General features: G+C 33.1%; 21 protein-coding genes. 12 read left to right on the top strand and 9 right to left on the bottom strand.

What is annotated here, in order from left to right:
- Window positions 1–88 precede the first annotated feature (88 nt).
- The 6 genes from N4A45_09325 to prmC all read right to left on the bottom strand — a co-directional run bounded on the left by N4A45_09325 (window position 89) and on the right by prmC (window position 5,655).
- Window positions 89–490, bottom strand: a complete 402-nt coding sequence (locus N4A45_09325; GenBank protein ID MCT4665418.1) for a hypothetical protein — start codon at window positions 488–490, stop codon at window positions 89–91.
- Between the two features lie 41 nt (window positions 491–531).
- Window positions 532–1,188: a hypothetical protein gene (locus tag N4A45_09320; protein MCT4665417.1), complete on the bottom strand. Its 657-nt coding sequence runs from the start codon at window positions 1,186–1,188 to the stop codon at window positions 532–534.
- Window positions 1,189–1,330: 142 nt separating this feature from the next.
- Window positions 1,331–2,194, bottom strand: coding sequence for an RNA polymerase sigma factor RpoD/SigA (locus N4A45_09315; protein MCT4665416.1), 864 nt, complete (start codon window positions 2,192–2,194; stop codon window positions 1,331–1,333).
- 113 nt (window positions 2,195–2,307) lie between these two features.
- Window positions 2,308–3,423, bottom strand: a complete 1,116-nt coding sequence (locus N4A45_09310; protein MCT4665415.1) for a DNA alkylation repair protein — start codon at window positions 3,421–3,423, stop codon at window positions 2,308–2,310.
- Window positions 3,424–3,430: 7 nt separating this feature from the next.
- Window positions 3,431–4,801: a Mur ligase family protein gene (locus N4A45_09305; GenBank protein MCT4665414.1), complete on the bottom strand. Its 1,371-nt coding sequence runs from the start codon at window positions 4,799–4,801 to the stop codon at window positions 3,431–3,433.
- Window positions 4,801–5,655, bottom strand: a complete 855-nt coding sequence (gene prmC, locus N4A45_09300) for a peptide chain release factor N(5)-glutamine methyltransferase (protein MCT4665413.1) — start codon at window positions 5,653–5,655, stop codon at window positions 4,801–4,803. The genes N4A45_09305 and prmC overlap by 1 nt, the downstream gene beginning before the upstream one ends.
- A gap of 57 nt (window positions 5,656–5,712) precedes the next feature.
- Here prmC and pyrR point away from each other — a divergent pair, with 57 nt between their 5' ends.
- The 6 genes from pyrR (at window position 5,713) to N4A45_09270 (ending at window position 11,469) form a co-directional block, all read left to right on the top strand.
- A complete protein-coding gene (pyrR, locus tag N4A45_09295; GenBank protein MCT4665412.1) occupies window positions 5,713–6,261 on the top strand; it encodes a bifunctional pyr operon transcriptional regulator/uracil phosphoribosyltransferase PyrR in 549 nt (182 codons plus the stop codon).
- The gene (locus N4A45_09290; GenBank protein MCT4665411.1) at window positions 6,254–7,210 is read left to right on the top strand and encodes an aspartate carbamoyltransferase catalytic subunit; all 957 of its coding nucleotides are present in this window, start codon (window positions 6,254–6,256) and stop codon (window positions 7,208–7,210) included. Before pyrR ends, N4A45_09290 begins: the two co-directional genes overlap by 8 nt.
- Window positions 7,211–7,250: 40 nt before the next feature.
- Window positions 7,251–8,006 (top strand): T9SS type A sorting domain-containing protein, encoded by a 756-nt coding sequence (locus N4A45_09285; GenBank protein ID MCT4665410.1) that lies wholly within the window; start codon window positions 7,251–7,253, stop codon window positions 8,004–8,006.
- A gap of 81 nt (window positions 8,007–8,087) precedes the next feature.
- Complete coding sequence (locus N4A45_09280; protein MCT4665409.1) at window positions 8,088–9,329, top strand: O-antigen ligase family protein; 1,242 nt, start codon at window positions 8,088–8,090, stop codon at window positions 9,327–9,329.
- Window positions 9,330–9,406: 77 nt separating this feature from the next.
- Complete coding sequence (gene dnaB, locus N4A45_09275; GenBank protein ID MCT4665408.1) at window positions 9,407–10,927, top strand: replicative DNA helicase; 1,521 nt, start codon at window positions 9,407–9,409, stop codon at window positions 10,925–10,927.
- A gap of 101 nt (window positions 10,928–11,028) precedes the next feature.
- Window positions 11,029–11,469, top strand: a complete 441-nt coding sequence (locus tag N4A45_09270) for a DNA starvation/stationary phase protection protein (protein MCT4665407.1) — start codon at window positions 11,029–11,031, stop codon at window positions 11,467–11,469.
- Between the two features lie 75 nt (window positions 11,470–11,544).
- Here the strand turns inward: N4A45_09270 and N4A45_09265 are convergent, their stop codons facing one another.
- The 3 genes from N4A45_09265 to N4A45_09255 form a co-directional block, all read right to left on the bottom strand.
- Entirely contained in the window at window positions 11,545–13,155 is a 1,611-nt protein-coding gene (locus tag N4A45_09265) for a hypothetical protein (protein ID MCT4665406.1), read from the bottom strand.
- A 180-nt stretch (window positions 13,156–13,335) separates the two neighbouring features.
- Complete coding sequence (locus N4A45_09260) at window positions 13,336–13,932, bottom strand: hypothetical protein (GenBank protein MCT4665405.1); 597 nt, start codon at window positions 13,930–13,932, stop codon at window positions 13,336–13,338.
- Window positions 13,933–14,050: 118 nt separating this feature from the next.
- The gene (locus tag N4A45_09255; protein ID MCT4665404.1) at window positions 14,051–14,767 is read right to left on the bottom strand and encodes a rhomboid family intramembrane serine protease; all 717 of its coding nucleotides are present in this window, start codon (window positions 14,765–14,767) and stop codon (window positions 14,051–14,053) included.
- Window positions 14,768–14,809: 42 nt separating this feature from the next.
- Between N4A45_09255 and N4A45_09250 the strand changes: the two genes are divergently transcribed.
- The 6 genes from N4A45_09250 to ettA all read left to right on the top strand — a co-directional run bounded on the left by N4A45_09250 (window position 14,810) and on the right by ettA (window position 22,961).
- Window positions 14,810–15,334, top strand: coding sequence for a hypothetical protein (locus tag N4A45_09250; protein MCT4665403.1), 525 nt, complete (start codon window positions 14,810–14,812; stop codon window positions 15,332–15,334).
- A gap of 72 nt (window positions 15,335–15,406) precedes the next feature.
- The gene (locus N4A45_09245) at window positions 15,407–16,624 is read left to right on the top strand and encodes a hypothetical protein (protein MCT4665402.1); all 1,218 of its coding nucleotides are present in this window, start codon (window positions 15,407–15,409) and stop codon (window positions 16,622–16,624) included.
- A 3-nt stretch (window positions 16,625–16,627) separates the two neighbouring features.
- A complete protein-coding gene (locus N4A45_09240) occupies window positions 16,628–17,299 on the top strand; it encodes a PorT family protein (GenBank protein ID MCT4665401.1) in 672 nt (223 codons plus the stop codon).
- Window positions 17,300–17,492: 193 nt separating this feature from the next.
- On the top strand, window positions 17,493–20,027 hold the full coding sequence (gyrA, locus tag N4A45_09235) for a DNA gyrase subunit A (protein ID MCT4665400.1): 2,535 nt from the start codon (window positions 17,493–17,495) through the stop codon (window positions 20,025–20,027).
- Between the two features lie 10 nt (window positions 20,028–20,037).
- Window positions 20,038–21,186, top strand: a complete 1,149-nt coding sequence (locus tag N4A45_09230; GenBank protein ID MCT4665399.1) for a tetratricopeptide repeat protein — start codon at window positions 20,038–20,040, stop codon at window positions 21,184–21,186.
- A gap of 89 nt (window positions 21,187–21,275) precedes the next feature.
- Window positions 21,276–22,961 carry an energy-dependent translational throttle protein EttA gene (gene ettA, locus N4A45_09225; protein ID MCT4665398.1) on the top strand — a complete coding sequence of 562 codons (1,686 nt, stop codon included), beginning with the start codon at window positions 21,276–21,278 and terminating at the stop codon, window positions 22,959–22,961.
- The last annotated feature ends 1 nt before the right edge of the window (window position 22,962 follow it).

Genomic DNA, 22,962 nt, shown 5'->3' with positions numbered 1-22,962 from the left:
ATCAACTTTACTCGCGGGACAAGATGAATATTGTTTTCACAGTTCAATAATTAGAATGTTTATTGTGTGTTTTGACAAGTATGGACTTTTAATTAGCTTGATCTTTCTTAAATGTATTTTCATACTTTCTAGTATGATGAGGGAACTCATCTTGATAAAATGGATATGGAATTCCTAGAATTGAGATTTCATATCCTTCATCTTTCATACCCGTAATTGCATTTCCAATAATTCCTTTTATTTCTAGTCCATCGTTTCTAAATACTTTTAATTCAGGTATAATTTGAGTGTCAATAAACTCAAATTCTGGGTCGTCAGTATTTATTGTAATATTATTTTCAAAACATAAATCTCTAAAGAAAAGATAAGGCGATTTGATTTCATAAAATTCAATAAATCCATATACAACACCCATTGGTGCATCTGCTTTTTCTAATTCCGTTTTTCCAATTAGAAGTTCATTAACAAGAATGTTGTATGTCTTATTCATAAATATATAAACTGTTGGTTATTAGTTTCATTATCGATTCCTTATATTTCAACACCTGATTGATAAAAAGAATTTGTTTGTGCTCCTTGAAGAAACTCTTTTAGTTTTATATCTTTTTGTTCCATCTTATATGCGGTGTTTACAATTTCTATGCTAAAAACACTTGGATTAATATACTCCTGTCCTAAACATTCATAATTAAATTTCCATCCTCTAAATAATTTCCAATTTCTTCGAACTTTTCGAGGTGTTTTAATGTTTTCAATTTCTTTGATATTACCTATAAAAATATGATAACCAGTCCAATCATTATGATTGGTTTTTGTAGGTTTGACCCACTTTATTGAATTACAACTATATGATCTATAATTGGGAAAAAAATATTGCCCTTGTATAAATCCTTCAATTGTTAATCTATTTAATAGAGAATCTTGTTCTTGAATATAAATTCTAATAGAATCATAGTTGTACACATTAAATTTATCCAATTTAAACACATTCATTGTGTTTTTCTTTAAGAATTTACATTTATCCGATTCTATTTCACGAGTAGAAATACTTTTTTCATTTTTTTCTTTTTTCCAAACATATTTCCCATTATCTTCAACACAAGTCCAATACCGATTGCAGGAAGAAAAAAAAGTAAAAAAAAGAATGGCAATTATCGATAAGCTTGGTGATGAATTAATTTTTCTCACAATCTCGTTAAGTATTTTAATATTGCTTGTCGTTTGATTTACTAAAAATAGATAACTAAATCTCGTATTTTATAGTATATAACAATACTTTCTTCAGCTCAAATAGTATTCAAATACTAAGCTTTCTACCCTCCAAAAAAAACTACCCCAAATAAGTTTTAAGAATTTTACATCTAGAGCTATGTTTGAGTCTTTTTATGGCTTTTTCTTTTATTTGTCTAACGCGTTCTCTTGTTAAATCAAATCTTTCTCCTATTTCCTCAAGGGTCATGGGATGTTCTAGGTGTAATCCAAAGTAGAGTCTTACGATATCAGCTTCTCTGGGTTGTAGGGTTACCAAGGCTCTTTCAATTTCTGTACGCAAAGATTCGAGGAGTAATTCTCTATCGGGGTTCGGGCTTTCGGAACTTTTAACTACATCATACAAGCTTGATTCTTCACCTTCCACAAGGGGGGCATCCATAGAGATATGACGACTAGAATTTCTTTGAAATTCTTTTACTTCTCTTTCTGTCATATCAATACTTTCGGCAATTTCTAGGGCAGAGGGTTCTCTTTCGTAGGTTTGTTCAAGTTCGTTAAATTTTTTATTTACTTTGTTTATTGATCCAATTTTATTGAGAGGCAAACGAACAATTCTAGATTGCTCCGCTAAGGCTTGTAGAATAGATTGACGAATCCACCATACGGCATAAGAAATAAATTTAAAACCTCTTGTTTCGTCAAATCTTTTGGCGGCCTTAATCAATCCTACATTCCCTTCGTTAATCAAATCGGGTAAAGAAAGTCCTTGGTTTTGATATTGCTTGGCAACAGAAACCACAAATCTCAAATTTGCCTTAGTGAGTTTTTCCAAAGCCACCTTATCTCCAGCTTTAATTCTTTGAGCAAGTTCTACTTCTTCTTCGGCGGATATAAGATCCACTTTTCCTATTTCTTGTAAATATTTATCTAGAGAAGCAGTTTCTCTGTTTGTAACCTGTTTTGTGATTTTAAGTTGTCTCATATTATATATTTTGGTATGATTTTTGTGAAAGTTGTGAGTTTCTTTTTTTTACATTTTGAATTTCAATTTTATACATTTTTTTTTAAATCTGACAAGTATTTTGTTAAATTAATTTATTGTTTTGATAAAATAAATGACTCTTTAAGTTGTTCAGAACCATTTATTATGATACCAATACTATGAACTCCTCCGTAGTATTTTCTTGTGCTGATGATTTTAAAGTCGTGATTTTTTTTAACAAAAACTTGTTGTAATGGTAAAGTAATTTTTTCTGAGATTTTAAAAACTTTTTTGTGATAAGTTCCATTTTTTCTTAAAAAATAGATACAATATTCTATTCTGGTAAGAATTTTTTCTTCCGAAATATTTTTTAGGGTAAAGGAAAAAGAAAGTTTTTCGCCAATTTTTATACTTCCTTCTTTTAACACGAAGTTTTCCATTTTTGTTTGTTCTGCAGAGGCGTAGCCAAAGAGAGGCATAATCTGAGAATCTCCTAGTTTTAGGAGTGTCCTACAGCCGTGTTTAAGTGTCTTGTTAATCGTTTCGTTTTTGTTAATCCAAGTCTTGGTAAATAAGATTGCTTTGTTTTTATTGAACTTAGACAAGTCATTCAAACTATTGGAGACAGATTTCCTAATAGACTCATGTGAGTCATTAATTAGTTGATTTAAAATCAATAGGATAGAGTCTGTTTCTTCAAATAAAATGGGAACTTTTTTTCCCCAAGGTAGATAGAGCCGGCATCCTTCACTTGCTAAACGCCTGACCATTGGGTGTGGGTGTTGAGACCAGTTTTTCATGCTTTCTAAAACCAAATTGGGATGAGCAATTAGTAAGGGTCTTACGGTAAATTCGCAACTGGTAAATTGGGTTATTTTTTCAATTGCTAAAAGAGATTCTTTGAGATTTTTAGTGCCATTTTTTTCTATATAAACGGGTAAAAACATATAAAGAAAATTCAAGCCAGATGGAGCTGTTTTTGCAATTTCGTGGGTGAATTCCACTAAGAAGTTTAAGTGTTTTGAAAAATCCCAATGTTTAGGAAGTCCTTTGTGTAAACAAACAGAAATCCAAGACATTCTATCTTTTAGTTCAAAGGATTTCCAATTTTTATCAAAAACACTCTCAGAAAAAGATTGAAAATCAAAATCTGGTTGAACCCTTTGGATAGGCGAAGCCAAATTCTCAATAAAATCTTGGGTATATAAATCTTTTAAAGCAGTTGCCATTATTTTTTTAGTTAAAAACTTCCATTAAGTTAATTCCGCCATAGTTTCCTGAGCTCATAAAGAGGTAAACGGTGGCTTTTTCTTGTTGTTTTCTATGGCTAATGATCTTCTGCTCGAGTTCTTTCGCTTCATGATAAATAATAAGATCTTCTTGATTGAACGCCTCTCGAACAAATTCATCCTTTAAAGGTTCCATCTTTTTAATTTCTAGTGCTTTTTTACTAAAAAATAAATGAGGTTTATCGGTTCCCAGTAGGCTGTTTTTATAATGAGGAATAAATTGTTTTGTAAGGCTAGAGTAGGTATGTAATTCTAAAAATATTTTGATATCAAAATTTTCAAACTGTTCATTTACTGCTTTTACACATGCCATTACCTTTGAGGGTGAATGAGCAAAGTCTCTAAAAACAAAAGTACTTTTGTCTTCATAAATTTTCATCAATCTTTTATCGGCACCCATAAAGTTTTGAATGCTCAGATGAATTTGCTTTTCGCTTAAATTCATATTTTTCAATACCTCATGAGCCGCTAAATAGTTACTTAAATTATGTTTCCCAAAAAAATGAACAGGAACTAGATCTTCATTTTGTTTTATGATCGTTTTTCCATCAACTATATCGTAATTAGGGAGTTCGTAGGGAATGCAAATAATGTCTTTTGCTGTTTCTTTTACAATTTTAGTGAGTGTTTCATCCTTTTTATCATAAATGAGTACGCCACCTTTTTTGATACTTCTAATAAATGCCCTAAAAGTTTCTAGATAGGATTCAAAAGTGGGAAAAACATTAATATGATCCCATGCAATACCTGTGAGTACAGCAATATCAGGTTGATACCAGAGAAATTTTGATCTTCGGTCAATAGGGGAACTTAAATATTCATCTCCTTCTAAAATCACCCATTCTGCATTGGGACTTATTTTAACCATTCTATCAAAATTACTCAGCTGAGCACCTACCATAAAATCTATAGAATCTTTCCCAAGAACATCTTGAAGAACGTGAAGAATCATTGAGGTTGTGGTCGTTTTTCCATGACTTCCGCCAATAACTACACGCTTTTTGTTTTTGTGTACTTGAAAGAGAAATTCTGGATAAGAAAAAATTTCAAGACCCAATTTTTGTGCTTTTTTAAGCTCAATATTATCAGGTTTTGCATGCATTCCTAAAATGACAAAATCAAGATCTTCGGTAATATTGTCCTCGTGCCAACCTAATTTTTTTGGGAAAATACCCGCTTTTTGAAGACGAGATTTCGAGGGATCAAATATTTGATCATCAGAACCCGATACCATATAATCGTTATGATGTAGTTCTAATGCTAGATTATGCATGGCAGCACCACCAATGGCTATAAAATGGACTTTTTTCTTATTCATTATTTTTTGGCTTTAATCATTCTATCAAGACCATTTAGGTCTTTTCTAAGTTCGATATCTTTATATCCTAAATCTGCAAGTAAAGCTACAGTTTCTTGACCGAAATCTTTATGAATTTCGAAAAAAAGAAGTCCATTTTCTTTTAAATAATCCAATGATTGAATGGCAATTTTTTTATAAAAAAGTAGGGGTGTTTCATCAGGGACAAAAAGCGCCATTTCAGGGTCAAAATCCTTAACATTGGCATGTATTTCTTCTTTTTCTTTGATGGGAATATAAGGAGGATTACTCACAATGATATCAAACTGTTCTTTCCCTATATTCCATGTTTCAAGCACATTTTCTTGTATAAAAGTTACCGAGAGTTTTAAGTTTTCGGCATTTTGTTTGGCAATTTCTAAGGCAGGATTACTTAAGTCTATTCCTAAAACATTTATTTGTTCTTTTCTGTTTTTAAGGGCCAGAGCAATACAACCAGAACCTGTACATAAATCAAGGACTTTATTGTTAGGTTGAAGGTTTTGAGAAATCCAATCCACAAGTTCTTCCGTTTCTTGCCTTGGCACAAGAACATGGGAATTAACGGCTATTTTTAGATCATCAAAATAAGCATAGCCCAAAATATGTTGAATAGGCTCATTGGCTTTAAGTCTTTTTAGATCCTTTTCAAGCTGATCTAAGTGTGTGTTTTGAATAGGATCATCTATATATAATAAATGCGCATGGTTATGGGAATATCGATCGGAAATGAGTATTGAAAATAAACTATTTAACTCCAAAGAATCATAAATACTTGCTAATTCTTTTTGGAATCTTTTTTTCCAATCTCTTAATGTTGTAATTTTGACAGTCATGGGGTATTAAAAATTATCCAGACGGAATTTAGCTAATTTATAAGCAAAGCGAATATGATTCAAGAAAAGATTTTGCTCAACAGTCAAGAAATTGATATCATTATCACACGATTGTGTTGGCAACTTATTGAGGTTCATCAAGATTTTGAAAATACTTGTTTTGTAGGTTTACAGCCTAGAGGAGTGTTTTTTGCAGACAGAATTATCAAAAAACTGAAAGAAATAACAGGAAAAGATCATTTTACTTACGGTAAACTAGATATTACTTTTTTTAGAGATGATTTTAGGCGTAGGGAAGAATTATTGGTTCCAAACCAGACAGAAATCAATTTTGTGGTAGAGAATAAAAATGTAATTTTTATTGACGATGTACTATATTCAGGAAGGAGTGTGAGGTCTGCACTTTCTGCTATAAATACTTTTGGAAGAGCTGCTCAAATAGAATTACTTACGTTAATAAATCGTCGGTTTAGCAAGGAGTTACCTATTGTAGCAAAATATATAGGAAAAGAGGTAGATGCCATTAAATCTGAAAAAGTTAAAGTAAGCTGGAAAGAACAAGGAGGAGAAGATTTAGTAACCCTAATTAGCAAAGGTCATGAGTAATTTGAGTGTAAATCACGTAACGGGAATCAAAGAGTTGACTCGAGAGGATATCGATTTAATTCACCAAACAGCAAAGACTTTTAAAGAACAAATCAATCGTCCTATTAAAAAGGTACCTTCTTTAAGGGATATTACTATTGCCAATTTATTTTTTGAAAATTCTACAAGAACGAAATTATCCTTTGAATTAGCAGAGAAAAGACTTTCAGCAGATGTGATCAACTTTTCAGCAGCCAGTTCTTCTGTAAAAAAAGGAGAAACCTTGATGGATACTGTTAATAATATTTTGGCAATGAAAGTGGATATGGTCGTGATGCGACACCCACATCCTGGTGCGGCAAAATTTTTATCAGAAAATATTGATGCGGCCGTTGTGAATGCAGGTGATGGAGCACATGAGCATCCTACACAAGCGCTGCTTGATAGTTTTTCAATGAAACAAGCTTTAGGAGCCGATAATATTGAAGGGAAAAAAGTAGTAATTGTTGGGGATATCAAACATTCTCGTGTGGCTTTATCAAATATTCTTTGTTTGCAAAAATTAGGAGCAGAGGTGATGGTATGTGGTCCCACAACATTAATTCCAAAACATATAGAAAAATTGGGAGTAAAAGTTGAACACAATCTTCAAAAAGCTTTGGAGTGGTGTGATATTGCCAATATGCTAAGAATTCAATTAGAAAGAATGGAAGTGAATTATTTCCCATCTTTAAGAGAATATACGCAGCTTTATGGACTCACTAAAGAAATTTTGGACGGCTTGCCTAAAAAAATTGTGGTGATGCACCCAGGCCCTATAAATAGGGGAGTGGAAATTAGCTCAGAAGTAGCTGATTGTGATCAATCAATCATATTGGAACAAGTGGAAAATGGAGTGGCTGTGAGAATGGCGGTATTATTTTTGCTGGCACAAAAGGTAAAAAAACAGATAGAAACGAACTCTTTCTAAGCCTAAAGGCATATCTTTGAAAGAACTAAACACATTTGTCATGAAAAAACTATTATTTTTATTGAGTATTTTCACTTTTGGATTAAATGCTCAAGCACAATGTACAGTTGATGCAACGAACAATGATGCTTTATCAGTTCCTGCAGGAACTACAATGTCTGGAGATACTGCATTTTTACCAACATTAAGTAGTGGAAACTATGAAGCCGTATTTCAATTGGCAATTCCAGCAAGCGTTCAAGTTTTGAACATTACAAGTGTGAAAGTTAAGGGAATTAATGGTCTACCAGCAGGTCTGACTTATGCTTGTGATCAAGCAGATTGTGTGATTCTAGGTGGAGCAAAAGGGTGTATTGTGATCCAGGGAACGGCGAATTCTGGTGTGAATAAAAACTCTCAATATGAATTAAAACTAGATCTTGAAGCAGTAACAAATTTGGGAACTTTTACTTATGACCAATTAAAATCTCAGCTCACAGAGTTTCCAGGTACAATCATTATGAAAACAGATGATAAAGTATCTGTAGATGAATATGAAATTGCAACAGAAACAACCGTTTTTCCTAATCCATCAGAAGATGGACACATAAGATTGCGTTATCAATCTAAAGAATCATCTAGAATTAACTATATGATTATGGATGCTGCGGGGAGAATTGTGATGACAAAAGTTGCAACAAACCAAGAGGGTGAAAACAATGTTGATTTTGATCTTTCGGGAGTTGCTTCAGGACTTTATATCTTGAATGTGTCAAACGGTAAAGGATCTTTTAACAAAGAAATTGTGATCCAATAACTGTAAAAAAGTTCAAAACGATAATATTTTTTTTGAAATCTCGTTGGTTATATACTAACGAGATTTTTTATTATTTAAAATATGCCTCAAGAAAAAAAACTTAAGAGTTTTTATAGAAGTTTACCATTTGATTCGCTCATTTATTATTCTTCCTTTATTTTTTTATTTGGTCTTGTTTATCAAGATTTTACAAAGATTTTGCTCACGCTTGGTATTTCATTGGTTTCATTCTTTTGGCTTTTAAAACCAAATTATAATGAAAAATGGGTTTTATTAAGAGCAAATAAACCACATTTCTATATTCTAATATTTTTGCTTTTTCAGGCGCTCAGTATTTTTTGGGTAGAAAATACAAAAGAATATGGTAGGCTTTTAACGCTTCTTACCTCCATTTTTTTGTTTGCAGGCGTTTGGGGAACTACAAATTTTAATGAAAAGAAGATAACAAATTTAAAGCTCTTTTTTTTAGTAATATTATTTTTACCAGTTGTTTATGATTTGTTTTTATCATTTTTCGATAAGGTGGAATTAAGCTTAAAAAAGGGGGATTCTGTTTTAGGAAAAGGCATCAAACACTATTTATCTACCTATATATGTACTGCTTTAATTATTGCAATTTCCTTTTTAAAGAGAACAAACATACGGTGGCAAAAATTATTATTGGGAATTGTAGTAATGTTCTTTTTAACAGCAATTCTATTAATCTCATCTAGAATTCATTTCTTATTCATATTAATCTATTCTTTATTTCAATTTTATAAAAGAAGACATGTTTTTGTGAAAAAATGGAAATATTCTTTAAGCTTTATATTCGTTGCTTTATTATTACTTTTTTTCAATCGACAGCCTATTTTGTATAAATTTCATGAAACTAAAGATGAAATACACTCCATTTTTGATGAAACATATTATACAAGCTCTAATCCAAGATTTTATATATGGCAAGATTCCTACGCCTTAATTAAGGATCAAATTCTATTCGGATTTGGTTTAGGTGATGAGCAGCAGGTACTCACACAAAAAGCAAAAAAAAGAGACTTGTATTTTTGGTTAGATAATAAAAATGTCACTTATGGCTCCTTAAATTTGAATTATCATTCTCAGTATATCCAAACTCTTGCAACAGTAGGATTATTTGGTTTTATCCCTCTTATTTTGTCCATTATTTTTGCCTTGCGTTTTAGTCTAAAGCAAACAGATAAAGCGGCATTTTGGATCATTTTTTTGATTGCCACCACAATGTTTACAGAGAGCATACTTCTTAGACAGTGGGGTACGGTTTATTTTGCGTTCTTTTTTCTTTTTTTTGCCAAAAAGAAATAGAAAAAATGTTTTAAATCTTCCATTTCCTTTATGCACCTTTCTGTAAGAATTAATAAAAATGAATTACCTTTGTTTTTATGTCTGAATTAGAAAAAAAATCCAATAATATAAGCTATCAACAGCAACTAGATGCTACCGATTTTCAATTAGTTAAAGGAAAGTTACCTCCTCAAGCTTTGGAAATGGAAAAGGCAGTGCTAGGAGCGATTATGATTGATAAAGAAGCTCTTAATGAAGTCGTAGATATTCTTCGTTCTGAGGCTTTTTATGATCAAAAACATCAAATAATCTATGAAACTATAACAGAGTTGTTTGGTGATTCTCAACCCATTGATATTCTCACAATTTCTGAGTCTATTCGTAAAAAAGGAGAAATCGATACTGTAGGGGGAGAAATTTACCTAATGGATTTGACTCAGAAAGTCACTTCGTCAGCACATATTGAATACCATGCAAGAATCATACTTCAGAAATATTTACAAAGAAGATTGATCCATATTTCAAGTGAAATAATTACAGATGCTTTTGATGAAAAAACAGATGTTATTGAGCTATTGGATACAGCCGAAAGCAAACTATATGAAGTTGCCAATGGGAATATTAAAAAAAGCTTTGAGTCTGCACAAGATTTGGTAAGGCAAGCGATCAAAAAGATAGCAGAAATAGCAAACCAAGAAGGTTTAAGTGGGGTTCCTACAGGTTTTCTTAAACTTGATAAACTTACTGCAGGTTGGCAACCCTCAGATTTAATTATTTTGGCAGCCCGTCCTGGAATGGGAAAAACCGCATTTGTTCTTTCTATGGCAAGAAATATGGCCGTGGATAGACATTTCGGTATCGCCTTTTTCTCTTTAGAGATGTCTTCTGTACAGCTTATTACTCGTTTGATTTCTGCAGAAACAGGACTTACTTCAGAAAAATTAAGAAAAGGAAACCTTGAAGATCATGAATGGCAACAGCTCATGACCAAGGTGAAAGCACTAGAAAAAGCGCCAATTTTTATTGATGATACCCCAGGGATTTCTATTTTCGATTTAAGAGCAAAATGTAGAAGACTTGTTTCTCAACACGATGTTCGAATCATTATTATCGATTATCTTCAGCTGATGACAGCAGGAGGGAAGGGAGGAAATCGTGAACAAGAGATTTCTACAATTTCTCGTTCTCTAAAAGGGATTGCAAAAGAATTGAATGTTCCTGTAATCGCACTTTCTCAGTTATCAAGAGCCGTAGAAACAAGAACAGGTTCTAAAAGACCATTATTATCCGATCTTAGAGAATCTGGAGCAATTGAGCAAGATGCCGATATTGTATCCTTTATTTATAGACCCGAATACTATAAACAAGATACTTGGGATGATGATGAAGGGACATCTTGTATCGGTCAAGCGGAGTTTATTGTTGCAAAACACCGTAATGGAGGTCTTGAAAATATTCGTCTAAAATTTGAAGGACAGTTTGCTAAATTTGACAACCTTGAGGAAGAGGATGATTTTACGGCAGAGTTTAGTTCAAAATTGAATAGTCAGGAAGGTGATATTTCCGCAGGTCTTATGGATGGTGCTCGACCTCAAGATGGAGAAGATATCCCATTTTAAATTCTACCTCTCTATATCTTTATAGTTTTTATTGATAAGAATTGTATTCTGATAGTTAATTGTAATAATATCTTTGCACTATCATTAAACAAAATACGATTATGAAAACTACGAAGACCACGAAAAAATTAAACAAACTATTAGCTTCTTATCAAATTTTTTATCAAAATTTAAGAGGTTTTCATTGGAATATAAAAGGAAAAAGTTTTTTTGAATTACATGTGAAATTCGAAGAAATGTACCTTGATGCTCAGGATAAAATTGATCTAATAGCAGAAAGAATTCTCACACTCGGAGGCAGACCCATACATCATTTTGAGGATTACCTTGAAAAAGCAGAAGTTACAGCTGTAAAAAATATCTCTAAGGATGAGAAAATAGTTCATGAAGTAATATTTTCTTTAGAAACGCTTTTGGCTCAAGAAAAAGACTTATTAGATCTTAGTGATGAGAGTGAAGACGAAGGTACAAATTCTATGATGAGTGATTTTATCGGAGAACAAGAAAAAGCGCTTTGGATGTTTAATGCTTGGTTGGCATAAAGATAGATAAAAGCGGTTTTAAAAAAATATATCCCCTATTTATCTTAGGACAAATAGGGGATATTGTTTGTTGATTTAGTTCACTTTTGTAAATCGAATATTATAATTCCAACAGGCAGTTTGGTTTCCTCCTGCTTCTGCATGAAATGCAAGATCAAAAAGATTTGAATGTCCTGTCAGTCCAGGGGCTGTAAATGTAACATTGTTATTCAACGTAAAAGGTAACTGTGATTGTGTTATTCCAGCATTGGCTGCCAAAGTATGGAAAACTCTAGCACCATGAATTACTCTTAATGCATAATTAGCATTATTAGTTATTGTAGTTGCAGACATTGCTACGATAGTTACTTGATAAGTTCCATTTGGTGGAACAACTCTAGTCCAAGATTGTGTCCAAGAACTGTTGAATTGATGGGTAACCGATACATTTGTGAATGTAACAGTATTTGCTCCTGCACCAGTAACGTCACTAGCAGACCAGTTGTACGCTTTCTCGTAATTAGTTTGTCCTCCAGATACACAGGTGTTTCCAGAAGCTGTTAAGGTTAGTGGTTGAGAAATGGTAACGGTGTGTAAATCTTGCCCAGTGGTAGGAGTACATGGTTGTGGTGTATTACCAGTAGCAACTACACGCACTACAATGTTTCCTGTTGCACCATTTGTTGGTGTTAGGGTTACCGTGGTTCCTGTTGTTGTATTTAATGTTCCTGAACCTGATTGTATGCTCCATACATAATTTGCATAGTTATTTGGCGATACAGATAAGTTTATCGAGCTACCCGTAACGACACTTGTTGCACCTGTTATTGTTGGTGTTGGTGTTGTACAGGGTGGTGGTGGAGAAATGGTAACGGTGTGTAAATCTTGCCCAGTGGTAGGAGTACATGGTTGTGGTGTATTACCTGTAGCAACTACACGTACTACAATGTTTCCTGTTGCACCATTTGTTGGTGTTAGAGTTACAGTGGTTCCTGTTGTTGTATTTAATGTTCCTGAACCTGATTGTATGCTCCATACATAATTTGCATAGTTATTTGGAGCTACTGATAAGTTTATCGAGCTACCCGTAACGACACTCGTTGCACCTGTTATTGTTGGTGTTGGTGTAGTACAGGGTAGTGGGTTTAATACAGTTGCAGAAAAGGAACAAGTATTTCCATCTTTTCTAATGGTATAAGTATGATTACCAGAAGTAGTAGGAGTTCCTACAGCGGTTAGAACTATATTATGTGTTCCTGAATTTACATTTCCAGAATATCTAAAAAAGACACCATTTACCGTATCTGTTGTAATACTTTCTGCACCGGTACTTGTAAATGTTGCGGAAATTGTTTGAGTGATATTCGTTGCTTGAACACCAACACGTAGCGCTCCAGCATTTGCAACGGAACAATTATTAAAACTTCGAAGATTACCACAAACGTTAACCCAGTCTGGAAGGTTCGGGTTCGAGCTCCTATTGAATTCTAAGCATCTCGTTGTTATATTGAATATGACAAGTCCTCTAGCTGGCGAATTAATGAGGTCTCTTTGAGCAGTTGTCATTCTAGTTGGTAAAAATCCACGTGTGGTGGAAGTTACATCTAATTTTGCTGATGAATGTGGTGTTGAAGTTCCAATACCTATTTGAGCATTTAGATTTAAATTGAATATAAACAGAAGTATTATTGCATAAGCTTTTTTCATAACAATTCTTTATTTGAGTAATAAGGTTGTGCATAAATAAATTATTATTTTTTGAACGTCAAATACTTTTCGATAAAGTAAATGATTATTAGGTTTAAACGTTATTTATTATTTGACACGCAAAAAAAAAAGGAAGACAACAACTTGTCTTCCTTTTTTTACAGAGTAATATTTTTTATACTACCATTTTGGTAAAAAGTGATTATACTGTAGTGTTATCCCAAAATTGAGTCCTTGATAATCTGCTTTATCTAAGTGATCAAAATCAAAACCACTTACAAAATTATATCCAAGATTTAAACCGAGTTTTACGTTTCTTACTGGAACAAACAAAAGTTTAGCACCAAGTTGCGTATTTAAAAATTGATCTTCTTGATAATCTATATATTCCATGCTCACTAATCCCATATTCATATACGGTGCCAATGAAAATTTTTCCACCATTTCTACTTCATAAAGTAAGTCTAGACCAAATCCGTTATATTTAACATTCATTTTTTCTGGATTTGTATTAGCGGTATTGACAATGGTTGGGTCTCCAATTTTACTTTTTGCTTCACCAAATGAAGTTAAATAATGAACTCCAACATGAAAACCATCAAAATGTGCACCTGCACCTATTCTTGAATTGAATGTTTCATCAAAAGCCGAAGTAAGATCCGTATTCAAACGAAAATAAAGTCCTTTCGAAATTTCATGATTATCTAAATCTTTTCTGCTTTCTTGAGCCAATGATACCATAGGTATCAACATCATAATAAATAGTAATTTTTTCATAATTCGAAATAGTGTTTTTTTAGTTTAACATTCTGTTGTACTCCAAAATTATACCAAAAATAATAGATCAAAATATTTAGCACAATTATTTATTGGTAATAATTTACTTGTTAGAGTTTTACTGCTCAAAAGAGTGATTGCTATGCCATTGAAATAAGGAATCATCTTCAGTTTTTTTTGCATGAATCTCTTCATAAATCACAGGCTCTTTAAGTTCATCAAGAAGATCTTTTTCTTTTTCCCAAGAATATTTTTTCCTTTTAGGAAATCTACTAGGAAAGGCATAACTTAAGAAAATACCAGTGATGAACCCCATTAAGTGACCTTCCCATGAAATATTTAAGTATTCGGGTTGTGGGAAAATACCCCAAACCATAGAACCATAAAATAATACGATCGTAAAGGTGATTCCCTTGCTCTTTGGGTTTGCGTCTCTCAAAGAATTAAAAAATAAATAAGATGCTAATGCGTAGATCCAAGCACTCGCCCCAATATGATAGCTGCTTCTACCACCTATCCAGGTAAGAAATCCAGACATGAGTAGGGCAGAAGTGTAAACCTGAAAACGATTTCTTCTATAAAAAACAAAAAGAATCGCACTTAAAGGAAGGAAAGAAATTAGATTATTTCCCAAGTGTTTCCAGTCACCATGGATGAAATGAAAAAAGAAAACCCCCTTTAATCCAGACCAATCCCGAGGATAAATACCCCATTGATACAGATCTGGAGCAATGGTTTCTTTAATCAAATGAGTTAATACCATGATCATCCCCAACAAAATAGGGATTCTGATGGAGCGTAAAAATGGGTGTTTCTTATGGTTTTTCTTCTTCATTGGATTCAATAAAATTACTATATTTGTTCAAAACAGCTATATATGACCTCAATTTTTAGACCTATTTTATTTTTATCCCTTATTTCATTTTTTGGGGCTTCTTGTGAAAACGAAGAATTTGATGAAAACAAAGTCCTTTGTGATGAATGGCATATTTACCGTTCTGTACAAACATTAGAATTAAAAAATGGAGTTGAAATTCCTTATAGAGATATCGAAAATCATATAGAATTACCAATAGATTATTTGTCTATTCAATGTATTGAAGGGCAAACTAATGTTGGGGTACCTGTTTCATTTTTAAATCTAGACTCCTCTGCTAATAAAACTATAGAGGTAGATACTGTTTTTCAAACTGTATGGGACGTACTTTCACAAGAAAAAGATATTTTAAGAGTTGGTGATCGTTTATATTCCATAGATGCAATAGATAAATGGCGTGTTAAGTTGGTTCATAAAGATTTACATCCTACAGCGGATTCTCTAAATAGTCTTACGACTACATTATATTGTAAAAAAATGCCTCTCGAAGATTACAAAGAACTTCCACCAAAAGTAGAAGAGTAATAGAATACTCTTGAAGTACAGAAAAATTACCTATATTAGCAGTTAAACATTTATTGAAGGAAAGAGATTTTTATGCTACGTAAATCCTTATTTATTCTTGGGTTCATTTCAATTTGTCATTATAGTGATGCACAATCAGTGTATAATTCACAATTGGATAAACGTTTTTCTGAGGAAGTAAAAACCGAAGAAGATTATGACAAATACATAAAGAAGATACAAGTTCATGTATTGTCAGATTACCACACTTTTTTAGAGGAACTGGATAAACCCACGATTCGAAAAAGTTTAATTTCTAAAAGATTAGAAAGTAATCAGAAAAAACTTGATTATTATAGAAATCTTCTTGGTAGAAAAATGGAGTATTTGCCAGAATACAACCTGAAAAAATCAGTAAATACTTTTATTGATCATTATGAAAACCTTTACCGAAAGGAGTTAAAAAACGAGATGGATTTTCAGTTAAAGAAAAATCATCACGGGATTGAAATTAAAAAAGAGTTAGACTACTATTTAAAATATCCCGAAAGACCTATAAAAGATTTTTCACCAAGTAATGAGGACTACAAAAAAAATCTGATTTCCATCAATCAACATACACAAAAAGCGGTATCGGCAAGGGATTTCATAAAAGAAGAAATGAGTCTTTATGAGAAGAAGGAACAAATAGAAAAGGATCCAGAAAACCTTAAAACGCTCAATAGAGCAGATAAGAAACTCATCAGGTTAGAGGAAAAGCTTAATGATTATGAAGCAGTCACACTCTATAATTTTGGTTTGCTTAGGAAAATTAAAAAACTCGCTACCCTAGATACAGAATTTAGGAAAGCAGCAAAAGATTTGGATCTTGAAGCGATGAAGAAAAAACAGAAATTTCTTTTATATCATGCCGAAATTGAATTCCTTGAAATCTCAAAATATCCAAAGTTTAAGGGTTCAGAAAATGAATTGAAAAATAGCGCTCTTAGACTTGTAAAGTACTATTTGAATATTGGACAAAAATCTTATCAAGGAATTATTAAATTTACTGAAACAAACCTTCAAACACTTATTCAAGAAAGAAAGAATATGGAGGAATATAAAACAGTGGTTAGTAGTAAAAAGAATTTTTATTCAAAAGAAGAATATTTGGCATATAAAAACAATTTGCCTTCGCAAAAACTGACAGAAAAGTACAACGGACTGACAAGAAAATATGTTGAAAAGCTAAGGAATAATGTAGAAGCCTACATTCTTGCTAACCAGAATACAAAAACGAAATACACTAAAAATCTTCAAACATCAATCTAAAGTATGAAAAAGATTATTTTATCATTATTTGCTCTTGTGACTTTTGGAGCTCAAGCTCAAGAAATAGGAGCTTATTTGGGAACGAATTTTAACCTCTATGGTTTTGAAACAGACTTTATCAATTTTCAAGGTGTAGAATTCACAACAAAACCTAGATTAGGATTTGATGCAGGAGTGCTTTATAGAAAAGATTTAAGTCATTTTTGGAGTTTTGAACAACAAATAGGAATCCAATCAACGAGTACAGGGATAAACGAAAGAAATAACCCAAATCAAGTCGATTTTTACGAGAAAGAGTTAGATATTCATGAAACCTATTTCAGAATTTCACCAATGGTTCAGTATCATTTTAACAACAGATGGGCATTTACTTTTGGTGCAAATGTGAGATTGAGCATTTACGGAAACACTTTTCAAGTAACTAATTCTACACTCTTAACAGAGTCCAAGCACTTTAAAGCTTTAGTCATTAATTTGTTTGAACAAAATTATTTCGACGGACTTTTTGGTGTTCAATACGAAAGCCCAATTGGTCTAGGAGTTTATGCAAACTATCAACTACCAATGATCAGGTTTCAAGAGTCCACTTCATTGAATTATCAATCAAAAGGAACGATTAGCCTTGGGTTGAATTACCGAATTGCAACAGAAAAACTTAGCCCTTATAAAAGATAAGTTAAAACAAAAAGTATTTACCAAAAACCGCTCAAATTCTTGAGCGGTTTTTTTGTTTTTAAGCGGATCCAAAAACAGAATGTTGAGAAAATAAAATAAATCGATAAAAGGCAAAAAAAACGTTGTCAAATGCATTAAAAAAATGCGACAAAAATGGTATATTCGTGTAGCAAAAAAATGAAAAAACAATTTTATGTCAGACGGAGAAAGAATAATACAAATTAACATAGAAGAAGAAATGAAATCAGCCTATATCGATTATTCGATGTCGGTTATTGTTTCAAGAGCTTTACCTGATGTGAGAGATGGTTTTAAGCCCGTACACCGCCGTGTTTTATACGGAATGTATGAGTTAGGAGTACTCTCCAATCGTCCTTATAAAAAGTCCGCCAGAATTGTCGGGGAAGTTTTGGGTAAGTATCACCCACATGGAGATACTTCAGTTTATGATTCTATGGTCCGTATGGCACAAGAGTGGTCTTTGAGATATACCCTTGTTGACGGTCAAGGTAACTTCGGTTCTGTAGATGGAGATAGTCCTGCCGCTATGCGTTATACAGAAGCAAGACTTCAGAAAATAGCTGAAGAAATGCTTCGAGATATCGAAAAAAATACGGTAGATACAAGACTGAATTTTGATGATTCCTTAAAAGAACCAATCGTTCTTCCAACAAGAATTCCAAACTTGTTGATGAACGGAGCTTCTGGTATTGCCGTAGGTATGGCTACCAATATGCCTCCTCACAATATCACAGAAGTGTGTAATGGTGTGATTGCTTATATCGATAATAACGATATAGAGATAGACGAACTGATGACTTTTGTAAAAGCACCAGATTTCCCAACAGGAGGTGTAATTTATGGATACGAAGGTGTTAAAAATGCTTTCCATACAGGAAGAGGAAGAGTCGTTCTCAGAGCAAAGGCAAGAATTGAAGAAACAAGTGGAGATCGTGAAGTTATTATCGTAGATGAAATTCCTTTCCAAGTCAATAAAGCAGACATGATTAAGAAAACTGCTGATTTGATTAATGATAAAAAATTGGATGGAATCTCTAATATTACGGATGAATCGGATAGAAAAGGAATGCGTATTGTTTACCACGTTAAACGTGATGCAATAGCAAACGTAGTTCTCAATAAACTCTATAAATACACTGCGCTTCAAACCAGTTTTTCGGTAAACAATATTGCATTGGTAAACGGAAGACCAGAGCTTTTGAACTTAAAAGACATGATCAAGCATTTTGTAGATCATCGTCATGAAGTAGTTGTAAGAAGAACACAGTATGAGCTAGAACAAGCTGAAAAAAGAGCACATATTCTTGAAGGTTTGGTGATTGCATTAAATAATATCGATGAGATAATCGAGATGATTAAGCAATCTAAAACTCCAGAAGAAGCAAGAAATGGATTGATGTCAAGATTTGAATTGTCTGAAATTCAAGCAAGAGCAGTTCTTGATATGCGTCTTCAAAAACTTACAGGTCTTGAAATAGACAAAATCAAGGAAGAGTATGCAGAATTGATGGAAACAATCAAAGGTCTTAATGCAATATTAGAAAATGAAGACTTGAGAATGAATATCATCAAAGAAGAAACTCAAGAAATCATCGAAAAATATGGAGATGAAAGAAGATCTGAAATTGATTACGCTGGAGGAGAATTGAGTGTAGAAGACATGATTCCTAACGAAGAAGTTATCGTAACCATGTCTCATGCAGGATATATCAAAAGAACAGCATTAAGCGAATACCGTTCTCAAAACAGAGGAGGAGTAGGGCAAAAAGGAGCTTCTACAAGAGATAAAGACTTTATCGAAAATATCTTTGCAGCCAAAAATCACGATTATATGTTGTTCTTTACAGAACAAGGTAGATGTTTCTGGTTAAGAGTATTCCAAATTCCAGAAGGAAGCAGAACGGCTAAAGGAAGAGCCATCCAAAACTTAATAAATATTCCTAAAGATGATCGTGTTGTAGCTTATTTAAATACAGGTGATTTAAAGGATAAAGAATACGTAGAGAATAATTTTATCGTAATGGCAACCAAAAATGGATTGGTGAAAAAGACGAAATTAGAAGCTTATTCTAGACCAAGAACCAATGGAATTAACGCCATCGTAATTAAAGATGGAGATGAACTATTGGAAGCAAAATTAACCAATGGTAATAACGAAATTATCTTGGCCGTAAAATCAGGTAAAGCCATTAGATTCCCAGAAAATAAATGTCGTCCAGTAGGTAGAACATCTATGGGAGTACGTGGTGTAACTTTAGCAGATGAAAAAGACGAAGTAATAGGAATGGTATGTGTAGAAGATCCTACATCTAGTGTACTTGTAGTTTCAGAAAATGGATACGGAAAGCGTTCAATAGTAGAGGGTTATCGTGTGACAAATCGTGGTGGTAAAGGTGTGAAAACACTTACAATTAGTGAGAAAACAGGAGCCCTGATTGCTATTAAAAACGTAACCGATGAAGATGATTTAGTAATCATCAATAAATCTGGTGTGATGATTCGTATGGGGATGGAAAATATCCGAGTTATGGGAAGAGCAACGCAAGGAGTAAGACTTATTTCTTTAAAAGGAAAAGATCGTATTGCAGCTGTAGCCAAAGTGCCTCACGAAGAGGAAGAAGAGAACGATGGCATAGCTTTTGAAGATACATCAAACGAGAACACAACGGATGATAATATCCAAAATAACAACGAAACAGAAAACTAAAACTAAAACAATGAGAATAAAGAATCTATTACTTATAGGTGCCGTGGGAGCCATGACAATTCCTGCATTTGCTCAGCAAGTTGATCTTACATCATCTATTGTAGAGTATAAAAACCGTAAAAACACAGAAAAGGCTAAACATTATATTGATTTGGTGAAAACCAAACTAGATGAAGGTGGTTCTTTAAGTAAAAAAAGTCTTGATAAATATTATTTTTATAGAGGACTTATTTATTCAAAAGTAACTTTAAAAGATAGTGTTAATGCACTTCCAGAGAATTGGGAAATCATGGAGGAAAACTTCGTGAAAAGTATCCAATATGATGGGAAATTTGTAAAAAAATCTAAGTATAATTTCAATTTAGCTCTTAACAAAGCAAGATCGTATGGTTACAAAGCTTATGACAAAAAAGATTATAAGACTGCCGTTGTATATCTAAAAAGAGCTGTGGATTATATGCAAAATGGTTTCAATTCTATTGATACCAATAATTTATACTTTATCTCTGTTGCTGCTCAATATGGAAAAGACATGGAAACAGCGAAAGAATATGCAGATAAATTAATAAAATTAGATCCTACAAGCGAGAAGTTTAATCGTCAAAAATTAAACGTTGAAGAAAAAGGGTCTGAAGCCTATGTAAAAGCACTTTTTGATGCAAGAAAAAACTGTCCAGAGAATACTACTTTTGTTATGGATCTGGTAAACCATTATATTGGTAACAAAGAATATGATAAGCTTACTAAAACTCTAGACGAGGCAATTGAATTAGACCCAGAAAACGAAAAATTATTCTTTGCAAAAGGATTCGCTTATGCAGCTATGGATCAAGAGGAAAAAGCAATTGAGGCATATCAAAACGCATTGGATGTAAACCCAGAGTATGAAGATGCAAGTTTCAACTTGGCAAATATCTATATTGCTAAATCAAACAAATATGTATTGCAAATGAATGATTTAGGAATGTCTCGTGCCGATCAAAAGAAGTATGCAGAACTTGAAAAAATGAAAAATGATGAGTTCAAAAAAGCACTACCTTATTTAGAAAGTATTCATGCGTACTCTGAGGGTAAAAACGCAGAAGCCAAAAGACTTCTTAAAAAACTCTATTACGATCTTGATATGACAGATCAACTAGAAATTTTGATGCAGAAATAAAATTGGAATTTCTTCCAAAAAAAGCAATAACTTTAAGCCTAATTTTTCGAAATTAGGCTTATCTTTTTTTTAACAAAAAAAACAAACCCATGTCAGACGATAAGAAAGTCATCTTTTCGATGAGTAGAATCACGAAAAGCTATCCAAATAAACAAGTATTAAAAAATATTAATCTTTCATTCTTTTATGGTGCCAAGATTGGTATTTTAGGTCTAAACGGAGCTGGTAAATCCACTGTTCTTAAAATAATTGCAGGAGTTGAAAAAGAATTTCAAGGAGATTTGCATTGGGCAAAAGATTGTAGTGTTGGGTATCTAGAACAAGAACCAAAACTAGATGACTCCAAAACCGTATTAGAAGTTGTAAAAGAAGGAGTTGCCGAAACCGTTAAAGTTCTTGAAGACTATGAAGCTGTTAACTTAAGATTTGCTGAACCAGAGGTGTTGGAAAATCCAGACTTGATGCAGAAATTAATTGATGAACAAGCTGTTCTTACAGAAAAAATTGAGCAATTAGATGCTTGGAATCTAGATTCCAAACTAGAAACCGCCATGGATGCGCTTAGAACACCAGACGGAAATGCAAAAATAGAACACCTCTCTGGAGGAGAAAGAAGAAGAGTAGCACTTTGTAGATTACTCCTTAAACAACCTGATGTTCTATTACTTGATGAACCTACTAACCACCTCGATGCACAGTCCATTCATTGGTTAGAACAACACCTTGGTAAATATCAAGGAACAGTAATAGCAATAACGCACGACCGTTATTTCTTGGATAATGTAGCAGGATGGATTCTAGAACTAGACAGAGGACAAGGAATACCTTGGAAAGGAAATTATTCATCTTGGTTAGACCAAAAATCAAAAAGACTTGCCCAAGAAGAAAAACAAGCTTCTAAAAGACAAAAAACACTTGAAAGAGAGCTCGAGTGGATCAAAATGACCCCAAAAGGAAGAGGAACAAAATCTAAAGCACGTATCAAAAATTATAATGACTTGATGAATCAAGACATACGTGAGCAAGAGCAAAAACTAGAGATCTTTATTCCAAATGGTCCAAGACTAGGGAATAAAGTTCTTGAAGCCCAAGGAATCAAGAAAGGTTTTGGAGAAAGATTATTGTATGAAGATCTAACTTTTAGCTTGCCACCCGCAGGAATTGTAGGAATTGTAGGGGCAAACGGAGCAGGAAAATCCACTCTTTTTAAAATGATTATGGGTATCGAACAACCCGACGCTGGAACCTTTGAGGTAGGAGAAACCGTAAAATGGTCTTATGTAGATCAATCTCACGAAGACTTAGATCCCGAAAAATCTATTTTTGAAACCATTGCAGGTGGAGATGAAATGGTTGAGATCGGTGGAGTACGTGTGAATGCAAGAGCCTGGCTAAGCCGATTTAATTTTGCAGGTGGAGACCAAAGTAAAAAAGTAAAAATGCTCTCAGGTGGAGAAAGAAACCGTTTGCATTTAGCTATGGCTTTAAAACAAGAAGGAAACGTCCTTTTACTCGATGAGCCTACCAATGATTTAGATGTTAATACATTAAGAGCCCTTGAGGAAGGGTTAGAAAAATTTGCAGGATGTGCAGTAGTTATTTCCCATGATAGATGGTTCTTAGATAGAATTTGTACACATATCTTAGCTTTTGAAGGAGATTCTGAAGTCGTATATTTTGAAGGAAGTTATTCAGAATATGAAGAAAACTACAAAACCAGAAAAGGAGACCTTATTCCAAAACGATTGAAGTACAAAAAATTCACACAAAACTAAA

The organism is Flavobacteriales bacterium (genome assembly GCA_025210805.1).
In the GTDB taxonomy this organism is placed as follows: Bacteria; Bacteroidota; Bacteroidia; order Flavobacteriales; family CAJXXR01; genus JAOAQX01.
This window is presented reverse-complemented; position numbering and strand designations above follow the sequence as displayed.

Coding starts and splice junctions, on each gene's coding strand:
- N4A45_09245 (MCT4665402.1), top strand. CDS start 15,407: ATGCTACGTAAATCCTTATTTATTCTTGGGTTCATTTCAATTTGTCAT.
- N4A45_09325 (MCT4665418.1), bottom strand. CDS start 490: ATGAATAAGACATACAACATTCTTGTTAATGAACTTCTAATTGGAAAA.
- ettA (MCT4665398.1), top strand. CDS start 21,276: ATGTCAGACGATAAGAAAGTCATCTTTTCGATGAGTAGAATCACGAAA.
- N4A45_09290 (MCT4665411.1), top strand. CDS start 6,254: ATGAGTAATTTGAGTGTAAATCACGTAACGGGAATCAAAGAGTTGACT.
- N4A45_09270 (MCT4665407.1), top strand. CDS start 11,029: ATGAAAACTACGAAGACCACGAAAAAATTAAACAAACTATTAGCTTCT.
- N4A45_09260 (MCT4665405.1), bottom strand. CDS start 13,932: ATGAAAAAATTACTATTTATTATGATGTTGATACCTATGGTATCATTG.
- N4A45_09305 (MCT4665414.1), bottom strand. CDS start 4,801: ATGAATAAGAAAAAAGTCCATTTTATAGCCATTGGTGGTGCTGCCATG.
- N4A45_09230 (MCT4665399.1), top strand. CDS start 20,038: ATGAGAATAAAGAATCTATTACTTATAGGTGCCGTGGGAGCCATGACA.
- N4A45_09255 (MCT4665404.1), bottom strand. CDS start 14,767: ATGAAGAAGAAAAACCATAAGAAACACCCATTTTTACGCTCCATCAGA.
- gyrA (MCT4665400.1), top strand. CDS start 17,493: ATGTCAGACGGAGAAAGAATAATACAAATTAACATAGAAGAAGAAATG.
- N4A45_09285 (MCT4665410.1), top strand. CDS start 7,251: ATGAAAAAACTATTATTTTTATTGAGTATTTTCACTTTTGGATTAAAT.
- prmC (MCT4665413.1), bottom strand. CDS start 5,655: ATGACTGTCAAAATTACAACATTAAGAGATTGGAAAAAAAGATTCCAA.
- N4A45_09265 (MCT4665406.1), bottom strand. CDS start 13,155: ATGAAAAAAGCTTATGCAATAATACTTCTGTTTATATTCAATTTAAAT.
- N4A45_09310 (MCT4665415.1), bottom strand. CDS start 3,423: ATGGCAACTGCTTTAAAAGATTTATATACCCAAGATTTTATTGAGAAT.
- N4A45_09250 (MCT4665403.1), top strand. CDS start 14,810: ATGACCTCAATTTTTAGACCTATTTTATTTTTATCCCTTATTTCATTT.
- N4A45_09280 (MCT4665409.1), top strand. CDS start 8,088: ATGCCTCAAGAAAAAAAACTTAAGAGTTTTTATAGAAGTTTACCATTT.
- dnaB (MCT4665408.1), top strand. CDS start 9,407: ATGTCTGAATTAGAAAAAAAATCCAATAATATAAGCTATCAACAGCAA.
- N4A45_09315 (MCT4665416.1), bottom strand. CDS start 2,194: ATGAGACAACTTAAAATCACAAAACAGGTTACAAACAGAGAAACTGCT.
- N4A45_09240 (MCT4665401.1), top strand. CDS start 16,628: ATGAAAAAGATTATTTTATCATTATTTGCTCTTGTGACTTTTGGAGCT.